This window comes from Microbacterium sp. SLBN-146 (assembly GCF_006715145.1).
In the GTDB taxonomy this organism is placed as follows: domain Bacteria; phylum Actinomycetota; class Actinomycetes; order Actinomycetales; family Microbacteriaceae; genus Microbacterium.
The window spans coordinates 806277-823994 of the sequence record NZ_VFMR01000001.1 but is presented as its reverse complement, the minus strand read 5'-3'; the positions used below and the strand labels follow the sequence as shown (position 1 = coordinate 823994).

General features: G+C 68.0%; 14 protein-coding genes. 11 read left to right on the top strand and 3 right to left on the bottom strand.

Annotation, left to right across the window (positions count from 1 at the left end; genetic code table 11):
- Positions 1 to 46 precede the first annotated feature (46 nt).
- The gene (locus tag FBY39_RS03480) at positions 47 to 1900 is read left to right on the top strand and encodes a BCCT family transporter (RefSeq protein ID WP_141930270.1); all 1854 of its coding nucleotides are present in this window, start codon (positions 47 to 49) and stop codon (positions 1898 to 1900) included.
- A gap of 73 nt (positions 1901 to 1973) precedes the next feature.
- On the opposite strand, the gene FBY39_RS03475 is transcribed toward FBY39_RS03480, so the two are convergent.
- On the bottom strand, positions 1974 to 2708 hold the full coding sequence (locus tag FBY39_RS03475; protein WP_141930269.1) for a hypothetical protein: 735 nt from the start codon (positions 2706 to 2708) through the stop codon (positions 1974 to 1976).
- Positions 2709 to 2822: 114 nt separating this feature from the next.
- On the opposite strand from FBY39_RS03475, the gene FBY39_RS03470 reads away from it, so the two are divergent.
- Positions 2823 to 3389 (top strand): MarR family winged helix-turn-helix transcriptional regulator, encoded by a 567-nt coding sequence (locus FBY39_RS03470; RefSeq protein ID WP_260837423.1) that lies wholly within the window; start codon positions 2823 to 2825, stop codon positions 3387 to 3389.
- Positions 3390 to 3779: 390 nt separating this feature from the next.
- Here the strand turns inward: FBY39_RS03470 and FBY39_RS03465 are convergent, their stop codons facing one another.
- Positions 3780 to 5195 carry an MFS transporter gene (locus tag FBY39_RS03465; protein ID WP_141933846.1) on the bottom strand — a complete coding sequence of 472 codons (1416 nt, stop codon included), beginning with the start codon at positions 5193 to 5195 and terminating at the stop codon, positions 3780 to 3782.
- Positions 5196 to 5489: 294 nt separating this feature from the next.
- Between FBY39_RS03465 and dnaK the strand changes: the two genes are divergently transcribed.
- The 4 genes from dnaK to FBY39_RS03445 are packed head-to-tail and all read left to right on the top strand — an operon-like array spanning position 5490 to position 9446.
- On the top strand, positions 5490 to 7355 hold the full coding sequence (dnaK, locus tag FBY39_RS03460) for a molecular chaperone DnaK (protein WP_141930267.1): 1866 nt from the start codon (positions 5490 to 5492) through the stop codon (positions 7353 to 7355).
- A gap of 3 nt (positions 7356 to 7358) precedes the next feature.
- The gene (locus FBY39_RS03455) at positions 7359 to 7946 is read left to right on the top strand and encodes a nucleotide exchange factor GrpE (protein ID WP_141930266.1); all 588 of its coding nucleotides are present in this window, start codon (positions 7359 to 7361) and stop codon (positions 7944 to 7946) included.
- Between the two features lie 17 nt (positions 7947 to 7963).
- Positions 7964 to 8959, top strand: a complete 996-nt coding sequence (locus tag FBY39_RS03450) for a DnaJ C-terminal domain-containing protein (protein WP_141930265.1) — start codon at positions 7964 to 7966, stop codon at positions 8957 to 8959.
- A 16-nt stretch (positions 8960 to 8975) separates the two neighbouring features.
- Positions 8976 to 9446, top strand: a complete 471-nt coding sequence (locus tag FBY39_RS03445) for a heat shock protein transcriptional repressor HspR (RefSeq protein ID WP_141930264.1) — start codon at positions 8976 to 8978, stop codon at positions 9444 to 9446.
- On the opposite strand, the gene FBY39_RS03440 is transcribed toward FBY39_RS03445, so the two are convergent.
- Positions 9447 to 10817 carry a DUF2252 domain-containing protein gene (locus FBY39_RS03440; RefSeq protein WP_141930263.1) on the bottom strand — a complete coding sequence of 457 codons (1371 nt, stop codon included), beginning with the start codon at positions 10815 to 10817 and terminating at the stop codon, positions 9447 to 9449.
- A gap of 65 nt (positions 10818 to 10882) precedes the next feature.
- Between FBY39_RS03440 and FBY39_RS03435 the strand changes: the two genes are divergently transcribed.
- The 5 genes from FBY39_RS03435 (at position 10883) to FBY39_RS03415 (ending at position 17708) form a co-directional block, all read left to right on the top strand.
- Positions 10883 to 11914: a DUF998 domain-containing protein gene (locus FBY39_RS03435; protein WP_141930262.1), complete on the top strand. Its 1032-nt coding sequence runs from the start codon at positions 10883 to 10885 to the stop codon at positions 11912 to 11914.
- 55 nt (positions 11915 to 11969) lie between these two features.
- Positions 11970 to 12740 (top strand): potassium channel family protein, encoded by a 771-nt coding sequence (locus FBY39_RS03430; protein WP_141930261.1) that lies wholly within the window; start codon positions 11970 to 11972, stop codon positions 12738 to 12740.
- Positions 12737 to 13819 carry an AI-2E family transporter gene (locus tag FBY39_RS03425; RefSeq protein ID WP_141930260.1) on the top strand — a complete coding sequence of 361 codons (1083 nt, stop codon included), beginning with the start codon at positions 12737 to 12739 and terminating at the stop codon, positions 13817 to 13819. Before FBY39_RS03430 ends, FBY39_RS03425 begins: the two co-directional genes overlap by 4 nt.
- 122 nt (positions 13820 to 13941) lie before the next feature.
- Positions 13942 to 15669, top strand: a complete 1728-nt coding sequence (locus FBY39_RS03420) for an ABC transporter ATP-binding protein (RefSeq protein WP_141930259.1) — start codon at positions 13942 to 13944, stop codon at positions 15667 to 15669.
- On the top strand, positions 15666 to 17708 hold the full coding sequence (locus tag FBY39_RS03415) for an ABC transporter ATP-binding protein (RefSeq protein WP_141930258.1): 2043 nt from the start codon (positions 15666 to 15668) through the stop codon (positions 17706 to 17708). Before FBY39_RS03420 ends, FBY39_RS03415 begins: the two co-directional genes overlap by 4 nt.
- Positions 17709 to 17718: the final 10 nt, after the last annotated feature.

Sequence of the window (17718 nt, the reverse complement as noted above, 5' to 3'; positions counted from 1 at the left end):
CGTCGCCACCCGGGACGCCGTCGTGGGCGTCGCTAGGGTGAAAGGCATGGCTACGACGGCGAGCGCGGATTCCGCGACACCCACAAGCCCGCAACCGAAGAGCACGATCAAGAGGTGGGTCTTCTGGCCCGCAGCGGTGATCGTCGTGGCGTTCAGCGCGTTCGCGCTCCTCGCGCCCAGCGCCGCCGAGGCCGCGTTCGATGCGATCCAGACCTCGATCGTCAACGCGTTCAACTGGTACTACGTGCTCATCGCGGCCTTCTTCGTCGTCTTCGCGCTCGCGATCGGATTCAGCCGCTTCGGCGACATCCGCCTCGGTGCCGACGACGACAAGCCCGAGTTCTCGCTCGGCGCGTGGTTCTCGCTGCTGTTCGCCGCGGGCATGGGTATCGGACTCGTCTTCTATGGGGTCAGTGAACCCCTCAGCCACTTCGTCACCCCGCGCCCCGGACTGACAGGTACGCCCGAGCAGCTCGCGCAGGCGGCCCTCAGCCAGACCTACCTGCACTGGGGCGTTCAGGCCTGGTCGATCTACGTCGTCGTCGGCCTCGGCCTCGCCTACGCGATCCATCGGCGGAAACGCCCGATCTCGATCCGCTGGGCCTTGGAACCTCTCCTCGGCAAGCGCGTCCGCGGCGGGTGGGGGAATGCGATCGACGTCGTTGCGCTCGTCGGCACACTGTTCGGCGTCGCGACATCGCTCGGCCTCGGTGTCCTTCAGATCAGCGCGGGCCTCGACTCGGCCGGCATCCTCGAACCCTCCGAGCCGGTGCAGATCGGCATCATCTCGGTCATCACCGTCTTCGTGCTGATGTCGGTGCTGTCGGGGGTCACGAAGGGCATGAAGTGGCTCTCCTCGATCAACCTGGTCCTGGCAGGGCTCCTCGTGCTCTACCTCCTGATCTTCGGCCAGACCGAGTTCCTCCTGCGCGAGTGGGTGCAATCGATCGGCAACTACATCCAGGGATTCATCGGGCTCTCGTTCAACGTGAGCGCCTTCCAGGGAGCCGCGGGCGAAGAGTGGCAGGCCGCATGGACGTCGTTCTACTGGGGGTGGTGGATCTCGTGGGCACCCTTCGTCGGGATCTTCATCGCCCGCATCTCGCGCGGACGCACCGTCCGCCAGTTCGTGATGGGCGTCATCATCGTTCCGACCCTCATCACGATCCTGTGGTTCGCCGTCCTGGGCGGTTCGGCGCTCTACCTCGAGCTGACCCAGCCGGGGTCGATGACGACGCCCGAGGGCACTGTCGACCTCAACACGTCGCTGTTCCAGCTGCTCGAGTACATCCCGGGGACACCCGTGCTCACGATCGGCGTCATCCTCCTCATCACGATCTTCTTCATCACGTCGTCGGACTCGGGTGCGCTCGTGATGGGCATGATCGCGACGGGCGGGCAGATCAATCCGCGCAAGTGGGTACGTGTGTTCTTCACGCTCGCGACGGCCGTGCTCGCCGTGGCGCTCCTGCTGACGGGAGGGCTGCAGGCTCTCCAGACCGCGGCGATCATCATCGCCCTGCCCTTCAGCGTCATCATGCTGCTCATGTGCTGGTCGACGGTCGTCGCGTTCAGTCGCGAGCGGCGGGCGTACGATCGTGCGGCGCGCGCCCAGCTGGTCGATCAGATCGGCGAGTACTACGGACTCGAAGTGGAGGCGCCTGCCGAGGAGGGCGTGATCCACGAACCGTCGTGGCTGCGCCGCCTCGGCCGGAGCATCGGCCTGCGGAACGACCCCCCGACAGCAGCTGTGCCGGTGGTCGGCGACCAGCCGTCGCGTCGGGCCACACGGGCCGCACTGGATGCCGCGAACGCCGAGCCCGGTGGTGTGCCGACCGGCGACGTCGCGGATGTTCCGGACCGGTCGACCGACGACGATGGGCGCGACCCGCTGCGCTGAGTCGCGAGCACGACGCAGAGGAGGGACGCCGCTGTCACGCGACGCCCCTCCTCGGGATGTGTGGATGCCGCGGCTACGCGCTGCGTCCGTGGGCGAGCCCTGCTTCGAACCCGCGCTCGTAGGCGTGCTCGGTCGCGTGCTCGGGCCGGCCGTGCGCATGCTCGCTGCGGCAGCGGCGACCGTGCGGGCCGGGGCGGAACCGCCGACCGTCCGAAACGTCGAAATCGTCGTGCCCGAACGGTGCGTGCCCACGCCGGTGGCGGGGTCCGAACGGGCCGGGTCCGAACGGGCCTGGTCCGAACGGGCCGGGTCCGTCGTGCTCGAAACGGGGCGCGCCGCGGTGACCGAAGCGGCGGCCGAAGCCGCGTCCGCCTCGCCATGCGTGGGCGTCGGGGTCGTCGCCGCCGAGTTCGCGGGCGATCGCCTCGAGTGAGGCCATCGTCGTGGCGAAGTCCTCGGGAGACACGGCTCCCGCGACGCGCTGGCGGATGCCGTCGAGGATCGCGCCGAGGCGCTCCTTCGCCTGGCGGCCTTCATCGGTGAGGGTCCAGGTGCCGTCCGACTGCTCGGAGGCCCACCCTCGTTCCTCGAGGCGGCGCAGTCTCTTGCCGCGACGAGCGAGCTTCGCCGCGAAGGGAGGGACGTCGGCCTCGCCGGCCATGACGCTCAGCAGCATCCAGTCGCGGCGGTCGATGCCCTCGGCGGCGAAGGCCTCAGCGAACTCGGCGGAGATGAGTCCGTCGACGACGCGAAGCCAGGAGCCGAGTGGCCGCTGGGGCGGTGTGTGTGGTGCGTTCTCGGTGGTCATGTGAAGTCCTTTCGTGGGATCCGGGGGGATCCGAGTATTTACATGTCGCCTGACATGCACATGCAGTGTGACATGCAATCGGGAAGCATGTCAAGTGGCATGTATCCTGACGAAGTGACCGAAAAGGATGCCGCGCTTCCGTCCGAGCGCATCGCCGCCGCCCTCGCGCAGCTGCGCGGCCCGCGCCCATCGCCGGGTGCCGGCTCGCCACCCTGGGCGCATCCGGGCAGTCCCGGGCGCGGAGGGCCCTGGGGTGCCGGCGGTCATGGCGAGCACGGTGGCCCGCACGGCGGACGCGGTCCCTTCGGCGGCAAGTGGGGCGAGCACGGTCCGATGGCGCGATTCGCGGCGCGCTTTCGTCTGCTCGAGGCTCTCGCCGCGGCATCCGCCCCACTCTCGGTCTCGGAGCTCGCGGAGCGGATCGGCGTCGATCAGCCGCGCGCGAGCCGTCTCGTCCAGGCCGCCGTGGCCGAGGGGCATGTGCGTCGTGAGGCGAATGCCGCGGACGCGCGGCGCACCGACATCGTGCTGACGGATGCCGGCAGGGCCGTCGTCTCGCAGGCCCGCGGCGCCCGCGTCGAGGCGGTGGGAGCGGCGCTCGCCGACTTCACGCCGGTAGAGGCCGACGAACTGGCACGCCTCCTCGCCAAGCTCGCGGCCTCCTGGCCCCGCCCCCGCTGACGCCGGACCCCCTCACGCCGAGAAGACCCGAACCGCTCGAAATCGGGCCTCGCGCGAGCGTTTGGCGTCTTCTCGGCGCCGAAGGCCGCTGCGACGTCGGACCCCACCCCAGGGCGAGAAGACCCGAACTGCTGCAATTCGGGCGCGTTCGCAGCAGTATGGGTCTTCTCGGTAGCCGGCGACGACCCGGCTCGGACCGACAGGGCGCGGGGCGGCACGGCGCGGGCTGGCACGGCGCGGGCTGGCACGCGGAGTCGGGCACCGGCCGGGCGAGAAGACCTGAACTGCTGCAATTTCGGCGTGTTCGCAGCAGTCTGGGTCTTCTCGGCACACGGGCGGGCGGCACGCGGGTGGGCGGCACCGGGGCGGCGACCCAGCGCGGGCGGGTTCCTAGGCGGCGATACGCGGGGGGGCCTTCACGGGGATGAGGAGCGCGAGGCCGAGGGCGAGAACGAGGACGATCCCGAGGATGCCGTATGCGGTCGTCGCCGTGAGGGTGATCAGCACCGCCCACAGGAGCGAGGCCATCCAACTCGCGGCGCGCCCCGTCGTGGCGTACAGGCCGAAGATCTCACCCTCGCGACCGGCGGGGGTCACTCGCGCGAGGAAGGATCGCGACGACGCCTGCGCAGGACCGACGAAGGCGCACAGCAGAAGCCCACCGACCCAGAAGACGACGGTGCCGGCATCGACGAGAAGGAAGACGCCGACGCCCGCGACGATCATGGCGCCGAGTGAGAACATGATGATCGTCTTCGGACCGAGGCGATCGTCAAGGCGACCCGCGAGGAGCGTGGAGATCCCCGCGATGAGGTTCGCGGCGATGCCGAAGATGACGAGCTCGATGAAGCTGAACCCGAACACCTGGCCGGCGATAATGGCGCCGAAGGTGAAGACGCCGCTGAGTCCGTCACGGAAGACGGCGCTCGCGAGGAGGAACCAGAACGTCGGGCGCGACCCCGGGTTGCGGTAGAGCCCCACGACGTCCCGGACGAGGAGACCGTACGCGCGGAAGATCCCGGCGCGCCGCTCCGGTCGACCGAGAGACGGCTCGGGGACCCGGAAGAAGATCGGTAGGGCGAAGACGATCGCCCAGAGCGCGCACCCGACGGCGATGATGCGGAACGGCAGTCCGCCCTCTTCGCTCAGACCGAACCAGTCCGACATGTAGAACACGACGACGAGGACGAGGGCGACGATGCCGCCGAGGTAGCCGAAGCCCCACCCGAGACCTGACACGCGGCCGATCGTCTTCGGCGTCGCGATCCCGATGAGCATCGCGTTGTAGTTGACTCCGGCGATCTCGCTGAAGACGGTCCCCGCTGAGATGAGAGCCACGCCGAGCCAGAAGAGCGTGGGAGTCGGCTCGACGAACCAGAGTCCGAACATGCACAGGATGAGGGCTCCCGTGCCGATCCCGAGCCACAGCTTCTGTCGGCCGGCCGCGTCGGCCTGCTGACCGAGGACCGGCGCGATGAGCAGGATGAGCACGCCCGCGATCGTCGTGCCCCAGCCGAGTCCCGATGCGAGTCCTGCCTCGGCGGCGAGCCGCGTGGGGTCGTTCTCAGCGAGCGAGGCGACGTCGGCGGGAAGGAACGCCTCCGTCGTGAGGTAGAGCGCCGTGAAGATGAACGTGAGGATCACGGTGTTGAACGGCTGTGTCGCCCAGTCCCAGAGCGCCCACGAGAAGATCGTCGAGCGCGGTGCCGGGGTGTTGTCACGCAGATCGAGTCCCATGACCGGGACGGCACCGCTGTCGGCGGTGGCCGGGGGCGGCGTCACGGACGGGTGTTCGGGATGCGACATGTTCGTCACGGTACGACCCTTCGATGAACATCGGGTTTCTGCGCCCCTGGGCCCCAGCCCGGGCGGCCGCGCCGTTGCGGCTCCGTTCACGGTACTCCGACGTCGCGGATCGTGCGCGGAATGGAAAGTTGAGCCAATTCATATCAAGTTTGAATTGACAGGATCCGGGATGCCGCGTTAGCCTTGAGTCATCACGGCTCAAGTGCGAGCCGCCACGACTTTCGCAACGAACCCGTTGCGCTGACACCTCGGGCCGCGGCATCCGTCACGGCCCAGACAGAAGGAGAGAAACACATGGCACGTGCTGTGGGAATCGACCTCGGGACGACGAACTCCGTCGTGAGCGTCCTCGAGGGTGGCGAGCCGAAGGTCATCGCCAACGCCGAGGGCTTCCGCACGACCCCGTCGGTCGTCGCGTTCACGAAGGACGGCGAGGTGCTGGTCGGCGAGACCGCGAAGCGCCAGGCCGTCACCAACGTCGACCGCACGGTCGCGTCCGTCAAGCGCCACATGGGCACCGACTGGACCTTCGAGGTCGACGGCAAGAAGTGGACGCCGCAGGAGATCTCCGCGCGCATCCTCCAGAAGCTCAAGCGTGACGCCGAGGAGTACCTGGGCGACACCGTGACCGACGCCGTCATCACCGTCCCGGCGTACTTCAACGACGCCGAGCGTCAGGCCACGAAGGAGGCCGGAGAGATCGCAGGCCTCAACGTCCTGCGCATCATCAACGAGCCGACGGCCGCAGCCCTCGCGTACGGCCTCGACAAGGGCAAGGAAGACGAGCTCATCCTCGTGTTCGACCTCGGTGGCGGAACGTTCGATGTCTCCCTGCTCGAAGTGGGCAAGGACGACGACTTCTCGACCATCCAGGTGCGCTCGACCGCCGGTGACAACCGCCTCGGTGGAGACGACTGGGACCAGCGCCTCGTCGACTACTTCATCAAGCAGTTCAAGGACACGACGGGTGTCGACGTGTCGGGTGACAAGATCGCGCTGCAGCGCCTCAAGGAGGCCGCGGAGCAGGCGAAGAAGGAACTGTCCTCGTCGACTTCGACGAGCGTCAACCTCCCTTACCTGTCGCTGACGGACAGCGGCCCCGTGTCGCTGAGCGAGACGGTCACGCGCGCGAAGTTCGAGGACCTGACGAAGGACCTCCTCGACCGCACCAAGAAGCCCTTCGAGGACGTCATCCGAGAAGCGGGCATCAAGGTCGCCGACATCGACCACATCGTGCTCGTCGGTGGTTCCACTCGTATGCCGGCGGTCGCGGAGCTCGTCAAGCGCGAGACCGGCAAGGACGCCAACAAGGGCGTCAACCCCGATGAGGTCGTGGCCGTGGGCGCAGCCCTGCAGGCCGGCGTCCTCAAGGGCGAGCGCAAGGACGTCCTCCTCATCGACGTCACCCCCCTGAGCCTCGGCATCGAGACCAAGGGCGGCATCATGACGAAGCTCATCGAGCGCAACACCGCCATCCCCACGAAGCGCAGCGAGACCTTCACGACCGCCGACGACAACCAGCCGTCGGTCGCGATCCAGGTCTTCCAGGGCGAGCGCGAGTTCACGCGCGACAACAAGCCGCTGGGCACCTTCGAGCTCACGGGCATCGCACCCGCGCCCCGCGGCATCCCGCAGGTCGAGGTCACCTTCGACATCGACGCGAACGGCATCGTCCACGTCTCCGCGAAGGACAAGGGCACCGGCAAGGAGCAGTCGATGACCATCACGGGCGGCTCGTCGCTCGCGAAGGACGACATCGAGCGGATGGTGCGCGAGGCCGAGGAGCACGCCGCCGAAGACAAGAAGCGTCGCGAGGCCGCCGAAGTGCGCAACCAGGCCGAGACGCTCGCGTACTCGATCGAGAAGCTCATCAAGGACAACGACGACAAGCTCCCCGAAGAGGTCAAGGCCTCCGTTCAGGGTGATGTCGACGCTCTCAAGACGGCGCTCGCCGGCGACGACGACGACGCGGTCAAGACCGCGTACGACAAGCTGAGCCAGAGCCAGCAGCAGCTGGGCGAGGCGATCTACGCGTCGCAGCAGTCGGCAGGCGAGCAGGGCGACCCGACGGTGGCCGACCCGGGCAACGGCGACGTGCCGAACCCCGAGGAGGACGTCATCGATGCCGAGGTCGTCGACGACGAGGAAGAGAAGAAGTAGGACATGACCGAGAAGGACTTCGGAAACGACGAGGTCCGTCCGGACGACGAGGGGTCGGAGGCGCACGTCTCCGACCCCGCGTCGCACCAGGACGACCTGACGGTCGACGACATCCTCGGCGCGGACCAGACCGACGACGCTCTCACGGGCGACGACGCGGTCGACCTTCCGCCCGAGGCGGCGGGTTACCTCGCCGACCTGAAGCGGCTCACCGCCGAATACGCGAACTACCGTCGCCGCACGGAAGAGCAGCGCGAGATCGAGATCGCCCGCGCGAAGGGCGAAGCGGCACGCAGCCTCCTGCCGGTGCTCGACGACCTCGACCGGGCCGAGAAGCACGGCGACCTCGAAGAGGGCACGCCGTTCGCAGCGATCGCAGGCAAGGTCCGCGCATCCGCCGCGAAGCTCGGAGTGACCGCGTACGGTACCGCGGGAGACGCCTTCGACCCCCAGCAGCACGAGGCCATCTTCCAGGTGCCGACCCCCGGCCAGACCGAGACGGTCGTGCTCGAAGTCGTCGAGGTGGGCTACCGCCTGGGCGATGTCGAACTGCGGCCGGCCAAGGTCGTCGTCGCCGTTCCGGCCGAGTAGGGCAGGAGGAGGCATCCATGGCAAGTCAGGACTGGTTCGACAAGGACTTCTACAAGGTCCTCGGAGTTTCCAAAGACGTCTCGGACGCCGACCTCAAGAAGACGTACCGCAAGCTCGCGCGGCAGTACCACCCCGATTCCAACCAGGGTGATGCCACCGCGGAGGCCAAGTTCAAGGAGATCAGCGAGGCGTACGCCGTGCTGAGCGACACCGAGCAGCGGGCGGAGTACGACCAGATCAGAGCGATGGGCTCGGGCGCGCGCTTCACGGCGGGCGGCCAGAGCGCCGGCGGTTTCGAGGACGTCTTCTCGCAGTTCAGCCAGGGTCGCGGGGGCGGACGGTACGCGTCGGCCGAGGACTTCGACGACATCTTCTCGATGTTCGGGCAGAGCGGCGGCGGTGGATTCGGCTCCGGGCGGTTCGGGCAGACGACGGGCGGATTCCGCGGGTACGGCGGACCGACGCGCGGTGCGGATGTGACCGCACGCACGACCATCGATTTCCTCACGGCGACCAAGGGCGAGACGATCACGCTTCAGGGCGAGGACGGTCGGCCCTTCAAGGTCAAGATCCCCGCAGGGGTGTCCGATGGGCAGAAGATCCGCCTGCGCGGACGCGGGCGCCCGTCGCCCGACGGCGGCGAGCAGGGCGACATCGTCGTGCAGATCACGGTGCGGCCGCATCCCGTCTTCGAGCGCGAGGGCCTCAACCTACGCGTCAAAGTTCCCGTCACGTTCACAGAGGCGGCGCTCGGCGCGACGATCGAGGTTCCGACCCTCGGCGGCGAGCCCGTCAAGCTCCGCGTCGCACCCGGAACGCCGTCGGGCCGTGTGCTCCGTGTGAAGGGCCGCGGCGTCGAGACGAAGAAGGGCACGGGCGACCTTCTCGCCGAAGTCCAGGTCGCGGTGCCGGCGCACCTCGACGACGCGGCGCGAGAAGCGCTCGAGAAGTTCCAGTCGCTCGAACCGAAGGAGAACCCGCGCGCGGAGCTCATGGCCAAGGCGCGCGGCTGACGAGGAGGTGAGAACGATGACGACCGACGATCTGGACGAGGACGCCCCGATCTTCGCGATCGCCGTCGCCGCTGAACTGACCGGCATGCACCCGCAGACGCTCCGTCAGTACGACCGGATGGGTCTCGTCGTTCCCGCTCGGACGCAGGGCGGGTCGCGGCGATACTCGCTCCGGCACGTCCAGCAGTTACGCGAGGTGGCACGCATGTCGGCGGAGGGAATCGGACTCCCCGCCATCGTGCGCATCCTCGAACTCGAGGCGCGCGTACGCGATCTCCACCTGCGCGTCCGCGACCTCGAGGACCGTGTCCGTGCCGAACTCGAGCGTCGTCCCGGGGCCCGCGTCTTCGCCGCCGGGTCGACAGGCGCCGTCGTCACGCTGCGCCACGGCGCGCGCGCCCGCCGCGCGACCGACATCGTCGTGTGGCGGCCGCGGCATCCTGTCGCACAGGACGATGTCGCACAGGACGATGTCGACGAGGACTGATCAGGCGGATGCCGAGACGAAAGCCTCGTAGTCCTGGCGGGAGAGCGCGGCGTAGGCGTTCGCCCATTCCAGCAGCGCTTCGCCGATGACACGACCGTTGCCGATGTAGCCCGCCACGACCGCAGCGTTGGGGGACTGCGCATGGGCGCGCGCCAGGACGGCGGCGCACGACTCGGCGTAGACGCGGAACGGGCGATCCTCGAGCTGCTCGAGGTCGATGCCACCCTTCATGTCGTGGAACTGACGCACGTAGAAGTCACCCGCATACGCCTGCAGGTGCCCGAGGAACGGATCGGACACCGCCTGCAGAATGCGCTGCATCGCCACGACGCGCCCACCCTCGCCGTGGTTGCCGACGAAGGTCGTGAAGGCCTCGGGCTGAACGATGCCGCCATACTCCACGAGGACGCTCTGATTGGCCTGTTTGCCCTGGAGGACCATCGCGTTCCCGTCACCGTCCTGCATCAGGACGAGAGTGCAGAGCGTCCCGACGCTTCCGACGCCGACGACACGGCGGGCGATGTCCGAGACCGTGTAGTGGGTGAGGAGCATCCGGATGTCGATGTTGACGGATGCCGCGTACTGCACGACGTTCTGACGGAGCCGCGCTTCGACGGCGTCATCCGCGTGCACCATCGTGGGGGGATGCTCGACGAAGACGTGACGTCCGCCGGGCTCCGTCTCCGTCAGCTTGCGCATCGCGCGGTCGCCCGTGCGCTTCTCCGCATCGCGCATCGCCTCGCGCAGCACCGCGCGCGTCTCCTTGTCGGCCGAGCTGGCCGCGGCTGAGACGTCGTAGTGGTCGAAGAACCGCGTCAGGGGACTGGCCGTGGCGTGCGCGGCCATGGCGCGCGCGTAGGTTCGGACGGCCGCGAGCGCGGCATCCCTCACGACCTCCTCGTCCCGGGATGTCGCCTGTCCCCCGATCACGATGCTCGTGATGAGCCGCTTGACATCCCACTCCCACGGTGCCCACGCCGCTTCGTCGAAGTCGTTGAGGTCGAAGACGAGCGTGCGCTGCGGCGACGCGTAGAAGCCGAAGTTCGCGACGTGAGCGTCACCGCAGGACGGTACGAGGATCCCCGAATGGGGGTCGCGCGCGAGGTCGGCGGCCTGGAGCGCAGCCGTCCCGCGATAGAACGCGAACGGGCTCGCGGCCATCCGCTCGGTGCGCAGCGGAATCAGTTCGGGCACGCGCGTCGCGTTCTGTCGTTCGAGGATGCTCAGGGGGTCGCGGTCCGTCGTCGTGAGCCACGAGAGGGTGGACCGCGCGACGCGCTGGCGGGTGAGGCGCCCTTCGGCTGTCCGCGCCGCCATCGTTGGCGGTGCAGACCAGGACTCCGCGAAGGTCAAGGCGGAAGGTGTCGACATGCCGTCATTGTGGCGCACGGATCGTCGTCTGTCTCCACCCCGCGGCGCGCAGTACCCTCGGGGCTGTGGGCACCCTCGACACTCCCGCGTCCTCCGTCGAAACGAGCGAACGCTCACGCGAGTCGCTCGCCCTCGGTGTGGGCGCTGCCGCCTTCGTCCTCGTGGGCGTCGCCGCGATTCTCGTGTTCCGGTTCCAGGACGCACCGATCGCGGGACCGGGGTCACTCGGTCAGTTCGCGGCCATCGCCGCCGCCGTCGTCGGCATCCTCGCCTTCGTCGGCGGGCGCTGGGCCGTGTGGGGCGGCAGGCGACTTCGCGTGCTGGACGTCGTCGACATCGCTGCGCTCGCCCTCGCGCACGGGATCATCGCGCTGCTCACTTGGACGCTCTTCGCCGACATCCTCGAACGCGGCTTCATCGGCGCCGAGGTCTTCGCTCTTCCTCTGATCCTCATCGCGGGCACGGTCGGCGCCGTGACGGCGTACGTCGTGTCCTACTCGGCCTCCCACATGGACCTGCAGCTGCTCGCGGTCGTCCTCGCCGTCTTCCTCGTGGAGGGGATCGTCGCGAGCATGCTCACGGCCAGCGACCCGCTGTGGTGGAAGGACAACCTCAGCGCCCTCGGGATGAACGACGACCTCTCCTCCCTCGCCTTCAACCTGACGCTCATCGTCGCCGGCATCATCGTGACGACGCTGTCCCGCTATGCGACGACCGGGATCCCGACGAGCAATCCGGTCGGAATCGGACGCGTGCGGACATGCCTCATCGTCGTCGGGATCTTCCTCGGCCTCGTCGGCGTGTTCCCCGTCGACAGGTATTTCGCCATCCACACGGCGGTCGCTTCGGGGATGGTCGTCGCCTTCGGCGTCCTCGTGGTCCGCCTACACCGCTGGATCCCGGGCATGCCGCGCGTCTTCCTCCTGCTCGGCGGCGTGTTCATCGCCGTGATCCTGGTGCTGGCGATCTTCTTCGCCGTCGGGTACTACACCCTCACGGCGGTCGAGCTCGTCGCCGGCATCCTCGTCTTCAGCTGGATCATCGTGTTCATCCGCAACGCCTCCGCGCTCCAGATCGACACGGAGACCGAGGGCTGACGCCCGCTCGGCGAGGCTCGGAGGCGCGACGCCGCCGTCGCTCTAGAGTTCGACCGTGACGGATGAGACACCCGCGCCTGTGCGGGACGAGAGCCAGCCGCAGCGGACGATGAAGCCCGGCGAGACGGCGGCGACCCATCGGTGGTCGTCGGCGATGTACTGGCCGCTCACGATCGCCGCGCTGCTGTTCCTCATCACGTATACGATCCACGTCGTCGGCAATGTGCGCGGGCCGTTCGCGGGGCTGACCACGGCGATCATCGCGTTCACGTGGATCATGTTCGTCGTCGACTACCTCGTGCGATTGGCGTTGTCGCGGCCGCGCGGGGCGTGGTTCCGTGCACATCTGGTGTCGTTGGGGATGGTGCTCGTCCCCGCCCTCCGGCCCGTCCGCCTCCTGGATGCCTCGACACGACTCGCCGCATTCCGGCGTTCAGCGGGGTCGACCCTCCGCGCGCGGCTCCTCATCTACGGTGTCGGATCGGCCCTTCTGCTCATCTGGTACATCTCGCTGGTTGTGCTCCAGTTCGAGCGAGATGCACCGGGCGCCTCGATCGACAGCTTCGGCGACGCCGTGTGGTGGGCGTTCTGCACCGTCACGACGGTGGGCTACGGCGACTTCGTGCCCGTCACGATCCCGGGGCGGACGGCTGCCGTGGTCCTCATGGCGGGCGGTGTAGTCCTGGTGGGACTCATCGTCGCGACCATCTCCTCGTCTGTCGTCGAGCGGGTGGCGCAGGCGCCTTCCGTACCGGTCCCGCTGGTGCCGCGCCGCGGAGCCTCCCGATCCGCGCCCGAGAACGTCGAGACCGGGGACGCCCCATGAGACGGCCGGAGCCGGTCCCCGCGCCGCCCGTGCTGTCGCCGATGCTGCGCGTGCTGCTCGGACTCGCCCTTGCGGTCGTCGTGCTGGCCGGCGTCTCCGCGGCGCGCGAGCTCGTCGGACCGCTCGCGCTCGGCGCCGTGATCGTCATCATCTGCCATCCGCTCCGGCATCCTCTCGAGAAGCGAGGGTGGCCACGCTGGGCTGCCACGACGGCCGTCATCGTGCTGGCCTACCTGATCCTCGCCGCGCTCGTGCTGCTGCTGTGGTTCGCAGGCACGCAGTTCGTGCGGCTCGTCGCCGACGTCGCCGACGATTTGCGGGCGACGGCGGAGGGCATCGTGGGCTGGTTGCAGTCGGTGGGACTCGATCAGGAAGCAGCGGATGCCGCGGGCTCGATCCTCGAGCCGTCGACGATCGCGTCGCTCGTGGCATCCTTCGGCGGCACGGCCCTCGGCGTGCTGACGGCCTTCTTCTTCGTCCTGGCGTACGTCATCTTCATGGCGGCGGACGGCGCGCGGTACTCCCGTGCGGAGGCGTCGCTCGGGCGTTCCATCCGCCCGACCGTCGAGCGGTTCCGCGCGTACAACACGGGGGTGCGCCGCTACTACGTCGTCAACGCGGCGTTCGGTGCGGTCGTCGCGGTCATCGACGGGCTCGCTCTCTGGGCGCTCGGGGTCCCGGCGCCCGTCGTGTGGGCCATCCTGGCGTTCGTGACGAACTTCGTCCCCAACATCGGGTTCGTCCTCGGCCTCATCCCACCCGCCGTCCTCGCCCTCGTCGTCGGCGGATGGCCGCTCATGCTCGTCGTGGTCGCGATCTACTGCGTCGTCAATGTCACGCTGCAGGTGCTCATCCAGCCGAAGTTCGTCAGTGACGCCGTCAGCCTGAGCCTCACGCTGAGCTTCTTCTCGGTCGTCTTCTGGACGTTCATCATCGGGCCGCTCGGAGCGATCCTCTCGATCCCGTTGACGCTGCTCGTGCGATCGCTCGTGCTCGAAGGCGACCCTGATGCCCGCTGGCTGCGGTGGCTGTCGGGCGATACCGCCGTGCGCGCGTCGCCGGATTCGCTCTCGGCGTAGGGATCCGGCGACCCGAGTGTCGGCGGGTGGTCGTAGCCTGAAGTGCGCTCTTCGTCAACCGCTCTCGCGGACCCCGCTTCCGGGGCACATCACCACATCGTTCGATCCGCTTTGGAGAACCCGTGCTCGGCAGACTCCTCTTCCGCTACCTCAAGCCCTATCGGTGGCTGCTCGGCGCGCTTCTGGTGTTCCAGATCGCCTCGGCTGTCGCAACGCTGTATCTCCCCCGGCTCAACGCCGACATCATCGATCAGGGTGTCTCGCGGGGTGATATTCCCTACATCTGGTCGACCGGCGCCCTCATGCTCGTGATCTCGCTCGGCCAGATCGTCGCGGCCATCATCGCGACCTACTTCGCGGCCCGCGCATCCATGGCGGCCGGCCGTGACATCCGCCGCGACATCTACGAAAAGGTGAGCGCCTTCTCCGAGCGAGAGGTGTCGGCCTTCGGGCCCGGCTCGCTCATCACGCGCAACACGAACGACGTGCAGCAGGTGCAGATGCTCGCGATGATGGGCTCGACGATGCTCGTCACGGCGCCGCTCCTCGCGATCGGCGGAGTCATCATGGCGCTGCGTCAGGATCTCGGCCTCGGCTGGTTGATCGCCGTCGCGGTGCCGCTGCTCCTCGTCATGGTGCTGCTCGTCGTGAGCCGCATGGTGCCGCTCTTCCGTCAGTTCCAGAAGAAGCTCGACGCCGTCAACCGTGTGCTGCGCGAGCAGCTCACGGGCGTCCGTGTCGTGCGCGCCTTCGTGCGCGAAGACATCGAAGAGGAGCGGTTCGGTGTCGCCAACACCGACATCATGATCGTCGGCCGCAAAGTCGGCTCGCTCTTCGTCCTGCTCTTCCCCCTCGCGATGCTCGTGCTCAACGTCACGGTCGTCGGAGTCATCTGGTTCGGCGGCATCGAGGTCGATCAGGGGAGCATCGAGATCGGCACGCTCTTCGCCTTCATGCAGTACATCGCCCAGATCCTCATGGGTGTCCTCATGGCGAGCTTCATGGTCATCATGATCCCGCGGGCCGCCGTGTCGGCGGAGCGCATCGGCGAGGTGCTCGCGAGCGAGTCCACGCTGGTCCGCGCGGAGAATCCCGTGACCGATTTCCCCGCGCGCGGTGCGGTGCAGTTCCGCGACGCCGAGTTCACGTACCCGGGGGCGGAGTCGCCCGTGCTCCAGGGAATCACGTTCGACGCCGCACCCGGTGAGACCGTCGCCGTCGTGGGTTCGACCGGCGCCGGCAAGACGACGCTCATCTCGCTCATCCCGCGCCTCTTCGACGTGACGGCAGGAGCCGTGCTCGTCGGCGGGGTCGACGTGCGAGAAGCCGACCTCGATCTGCTGTGGAAGGGGATCGGTCTCGTGCCGCAACGCCCGTTCCTCTTCTCGGGAACCGTGGCCTCCAATCTGCGCTTCGGGCGTGAGGACGCAACCGACGAGGAGCTGTGGGCCGCTCTCGAGATCGCCCAGGGCCGCGACTTCGTCGAAGAGATGGAGGGACAGCTCGAGGCGCGCATCGCACAGGGTGGAACGAACGTGTCGGGCGGCCAACGCCAGCGCCTCGCGATCGCCCGCGCGATCGTGCATCAGCCCGACGTCCTCGTGTTCGACGACTCCTTCTCGGCCCTCGATCTCACGACGGATGCCCGCTTGCGTCAGGCTCTCTGGCGCGAACTGCCCCACGTGACGAAGATCGTCGTCGCCCAACGCGTGTCGACGATCACCGAGGCCGATCGCATCGTCGTGCTCGAAGACGGCCGGATGGTCGGACTCGGCACCCACGAGGAGCTGATCGAGTCGAGTCCCACCTATCGAGAGATCGTCGACTCGCAGCTGGCGGTGCAGGCATGAGCACTCCCGACACCCTCACCGAACAAGAGCAGCTCGAACTCGAGCTGGCAGAGCAGGCGCGCCAGAGTTCCGGCGACTGGGACAGCGTCAAGCCGGGCAAGGCGACCGACTTCGGCAAGAGCTTCGGGCGCCTCATCGGCCTGCTCAAGCCCCACGCCGTCGCCTTCACGATCGTGTCCGTCCTCGGGGCGATCGGTGTCGTCCTGGCGGTCATCGCCCCGAAGATCCTCGGCGAGGCGACCAACCTCATCTTCGAGGGCGCCGTCTCGGCCGGCCTCGGCCAGCAGTTCCCCGCGGGCACGTCGCAGGCCGACGTCGTGGCGGCGCTCGAAGCCGCGGGGCAGACCGACTTCGCCAACGTCGTCGGCGCGATGAACGACTTCACCGTCGGAGCGGGAGTCGACTTCGATGCCCTCCGCATGGTGATCGTCGCCGTCCTGGCGATCTACGTGGGATCTTCGCTTCTCAGCTGGATCCAGGGCTACGTCATCAACGTCATCATGGTGCGCACGATGTGGCGCCTCCGCCAAGACGTCGAGGTGAAGATCAACCGTCTGCCGCTGTCGTACTTCGACAGGGTGCAGCGCGGCGACCTCATCTCGCGCGTCACGAACGACATCGACAACATCACCCAGACGATGCAGCAGTCGCTCTCGTCGGCGCTGACCTCCGTGCTGACGGTGATCGGTGTGCTGTTCATGATGTTCTCGATCTCGTGGCAGCTGGCGCTCGTCGCGCTCGTGTCGCTGCCGCTCATGGCGGTCATCTTCGGTGTCATCGGGCCCAAGTCGCAGAAGGCGTTCGGCATCCAGTGGCGCAAGGTCGGCATGCTGAATGCGCGAGTCGAGGAGTCCTTCTCCGGGCATGCGCTGGTCAAGGTGTACGGACGTGAGAAGGACTCGCGCGAGAAGTTCGAGGCCGAGAATGAGGAGCTCTTCCAGGCGAGCTTCCGGGCTCAATTCCTCTCGAACGTCATCATGCCGGGCATGACCTTCATCGGAAACCTCACGTACGTCGGCATCGCGGTGCTCGGTGGGGTCATGGTCGCGGGAGGGCAACTGCGACTCGGCGATGTGCAGGCGTTCATCCAGTACTCCCAGCAGTTCACGCAGCCGCTGTCGCAGCTGGGCGGGATGGCCGCTGTCGTGCAGTCGGGAGTCGCATCGGCCGAGCGCGTCTTCGAGCTGCTCGACGCGGAGGAGCAGGAGGCCGACTCGCCGGATGCTCCCGAGCCCGTCGACGGTGACGGCGTCATCGAGTTCGAGCACGTCAAGTTCTCGTACACGCCGGAGCGTCCGCTCATCACCGACCTGTCGTTCCGGGTCGAGCCCGGCCAGACGGTCGCGATCGTCGGGCCGACGGGGGCGGGCAAGACGACGCTCGTGAACCTCATCATGCGGTTCTACGAACTCGACGGCGGACGCATTCTGCTCGACGGGCAGAACATCGCCGAGCTCACTCGCGACGATGTGCGCTCGCGCACCGGCATGGTGTTGCAGGATCCCTGGCTCTTCGCCGGCACGATCCGCGACAACATCCGCTATGGGCGCGAATCGGCGACCGATGACGAGATCATCGCCGCCGCGACGGCGACCCGAGTGGACCGCTTCGTCCACTCGCTGCCCGACGGGTACGACACCGTGCTCGACGAGGACGCCTCGAATGTCTCGGCCGGCGAGAAGCAGCTCATCACGATCGCGCGCGCCTTCATCGCGCAGCCGTCGGCGCTGATTCTCGACGAGGCGACGTCCTCGGTCGACACGCGCACGGAGCTGCTCCTGCAGCAGGCGATGAACCTCCTGCGTCAGGGGCGCACGTCGTTCGTCATCGCGCACCGACTCTCGACGATCCGCGATGCCGACCTCATCCTCGTGATGGAGCACGGTGACATCGTCGAGAAGGGCTCGCACGACGAGCTCATCGCGGCGCGCGGTGCCTACTGGCGGCTCTACCAGTCGCAGTTCGAGCAGGCTGCACAAGACCTCGACGCCGAAGAGGCGTCGACCGATTCCGCGCCCGCCGAGGTCGCCCACCCCTGACGCCGAAAAG

Excerpts from the sequence above, each read along its gene's own strand:
- FBY39_RS03480 (WP_141930270.1), top strand. The coding sequence starts at position 47 with ATGGCTACGACGGCGAGCGCGGATTCCGCGACACCCACAAGCCCGCAA.
- FBY39_RS03475 (WP_141930269.1), bottom strand. The coding sequence starts at position 2,708 with ATGACCACCGAGAACGCACCACACACACCGCCCCAGCGGCCACTCGGC.
- FBY39_RS03465 (WP_141933846.1), bottom strand. The coding sequence starts at position 5,195 with ATGTCGCATCCCGAACACCCGTCCGTGACGCCGCCCCCGGCCACCGCC.
- dnaK (WP_141930267.1), top strand. The coding sequence starts at position 5,490 with ATGGCACGTGCTGTGGGAATCGACCTCGGGACGACGAACTCCGTCGTG.
- FBY39_RS03455 (WP_141930266.1), top strand. The coding sequence starts at position 7,359 with ATGACCGAGAAGGACTTCGGAAACGACGAGGTCCGTCCGGACGACGAG.
- FBY39_RS03450 (WP_141930265.1), top strand. The coding sequence starts at position 7,964 with ATGGCAAGTCAGGACTGGTTCGACAAGGACTTCTACAAGGTCCTCGGA.
- FBY39_RS03445 (WP_141930264.1), top strand. The coding sequence starts at position 8,976 with ATGACGACCGACGATCTGGACGAGGACGCCCCGATCTTCGCGATCGCC.
- FBY39_RS03440 (WP_141930263.1), bottom strand. The coding sequence starts at position 10,817 with ATGTCGACACCTTCCGCCTTGACCTTCGCGGAGTCCTGGTCTGCACCG.
- FBY39_RS03425 (WP_141930260.1), top strand. The coding sequence starts at position 12,737 with ATGAGACGGCCGGAGCCGGTCCCCGCGCCGCCCGTGCTGTCGCCGATG.
- FBY39_RS03415 (WP_141930258.1), top strand. The coding sequence starts at position 15,666 with ATGAGCACTCCCGACACCCTCACCGAACAAGAGCAGCTCGAACTCGAG.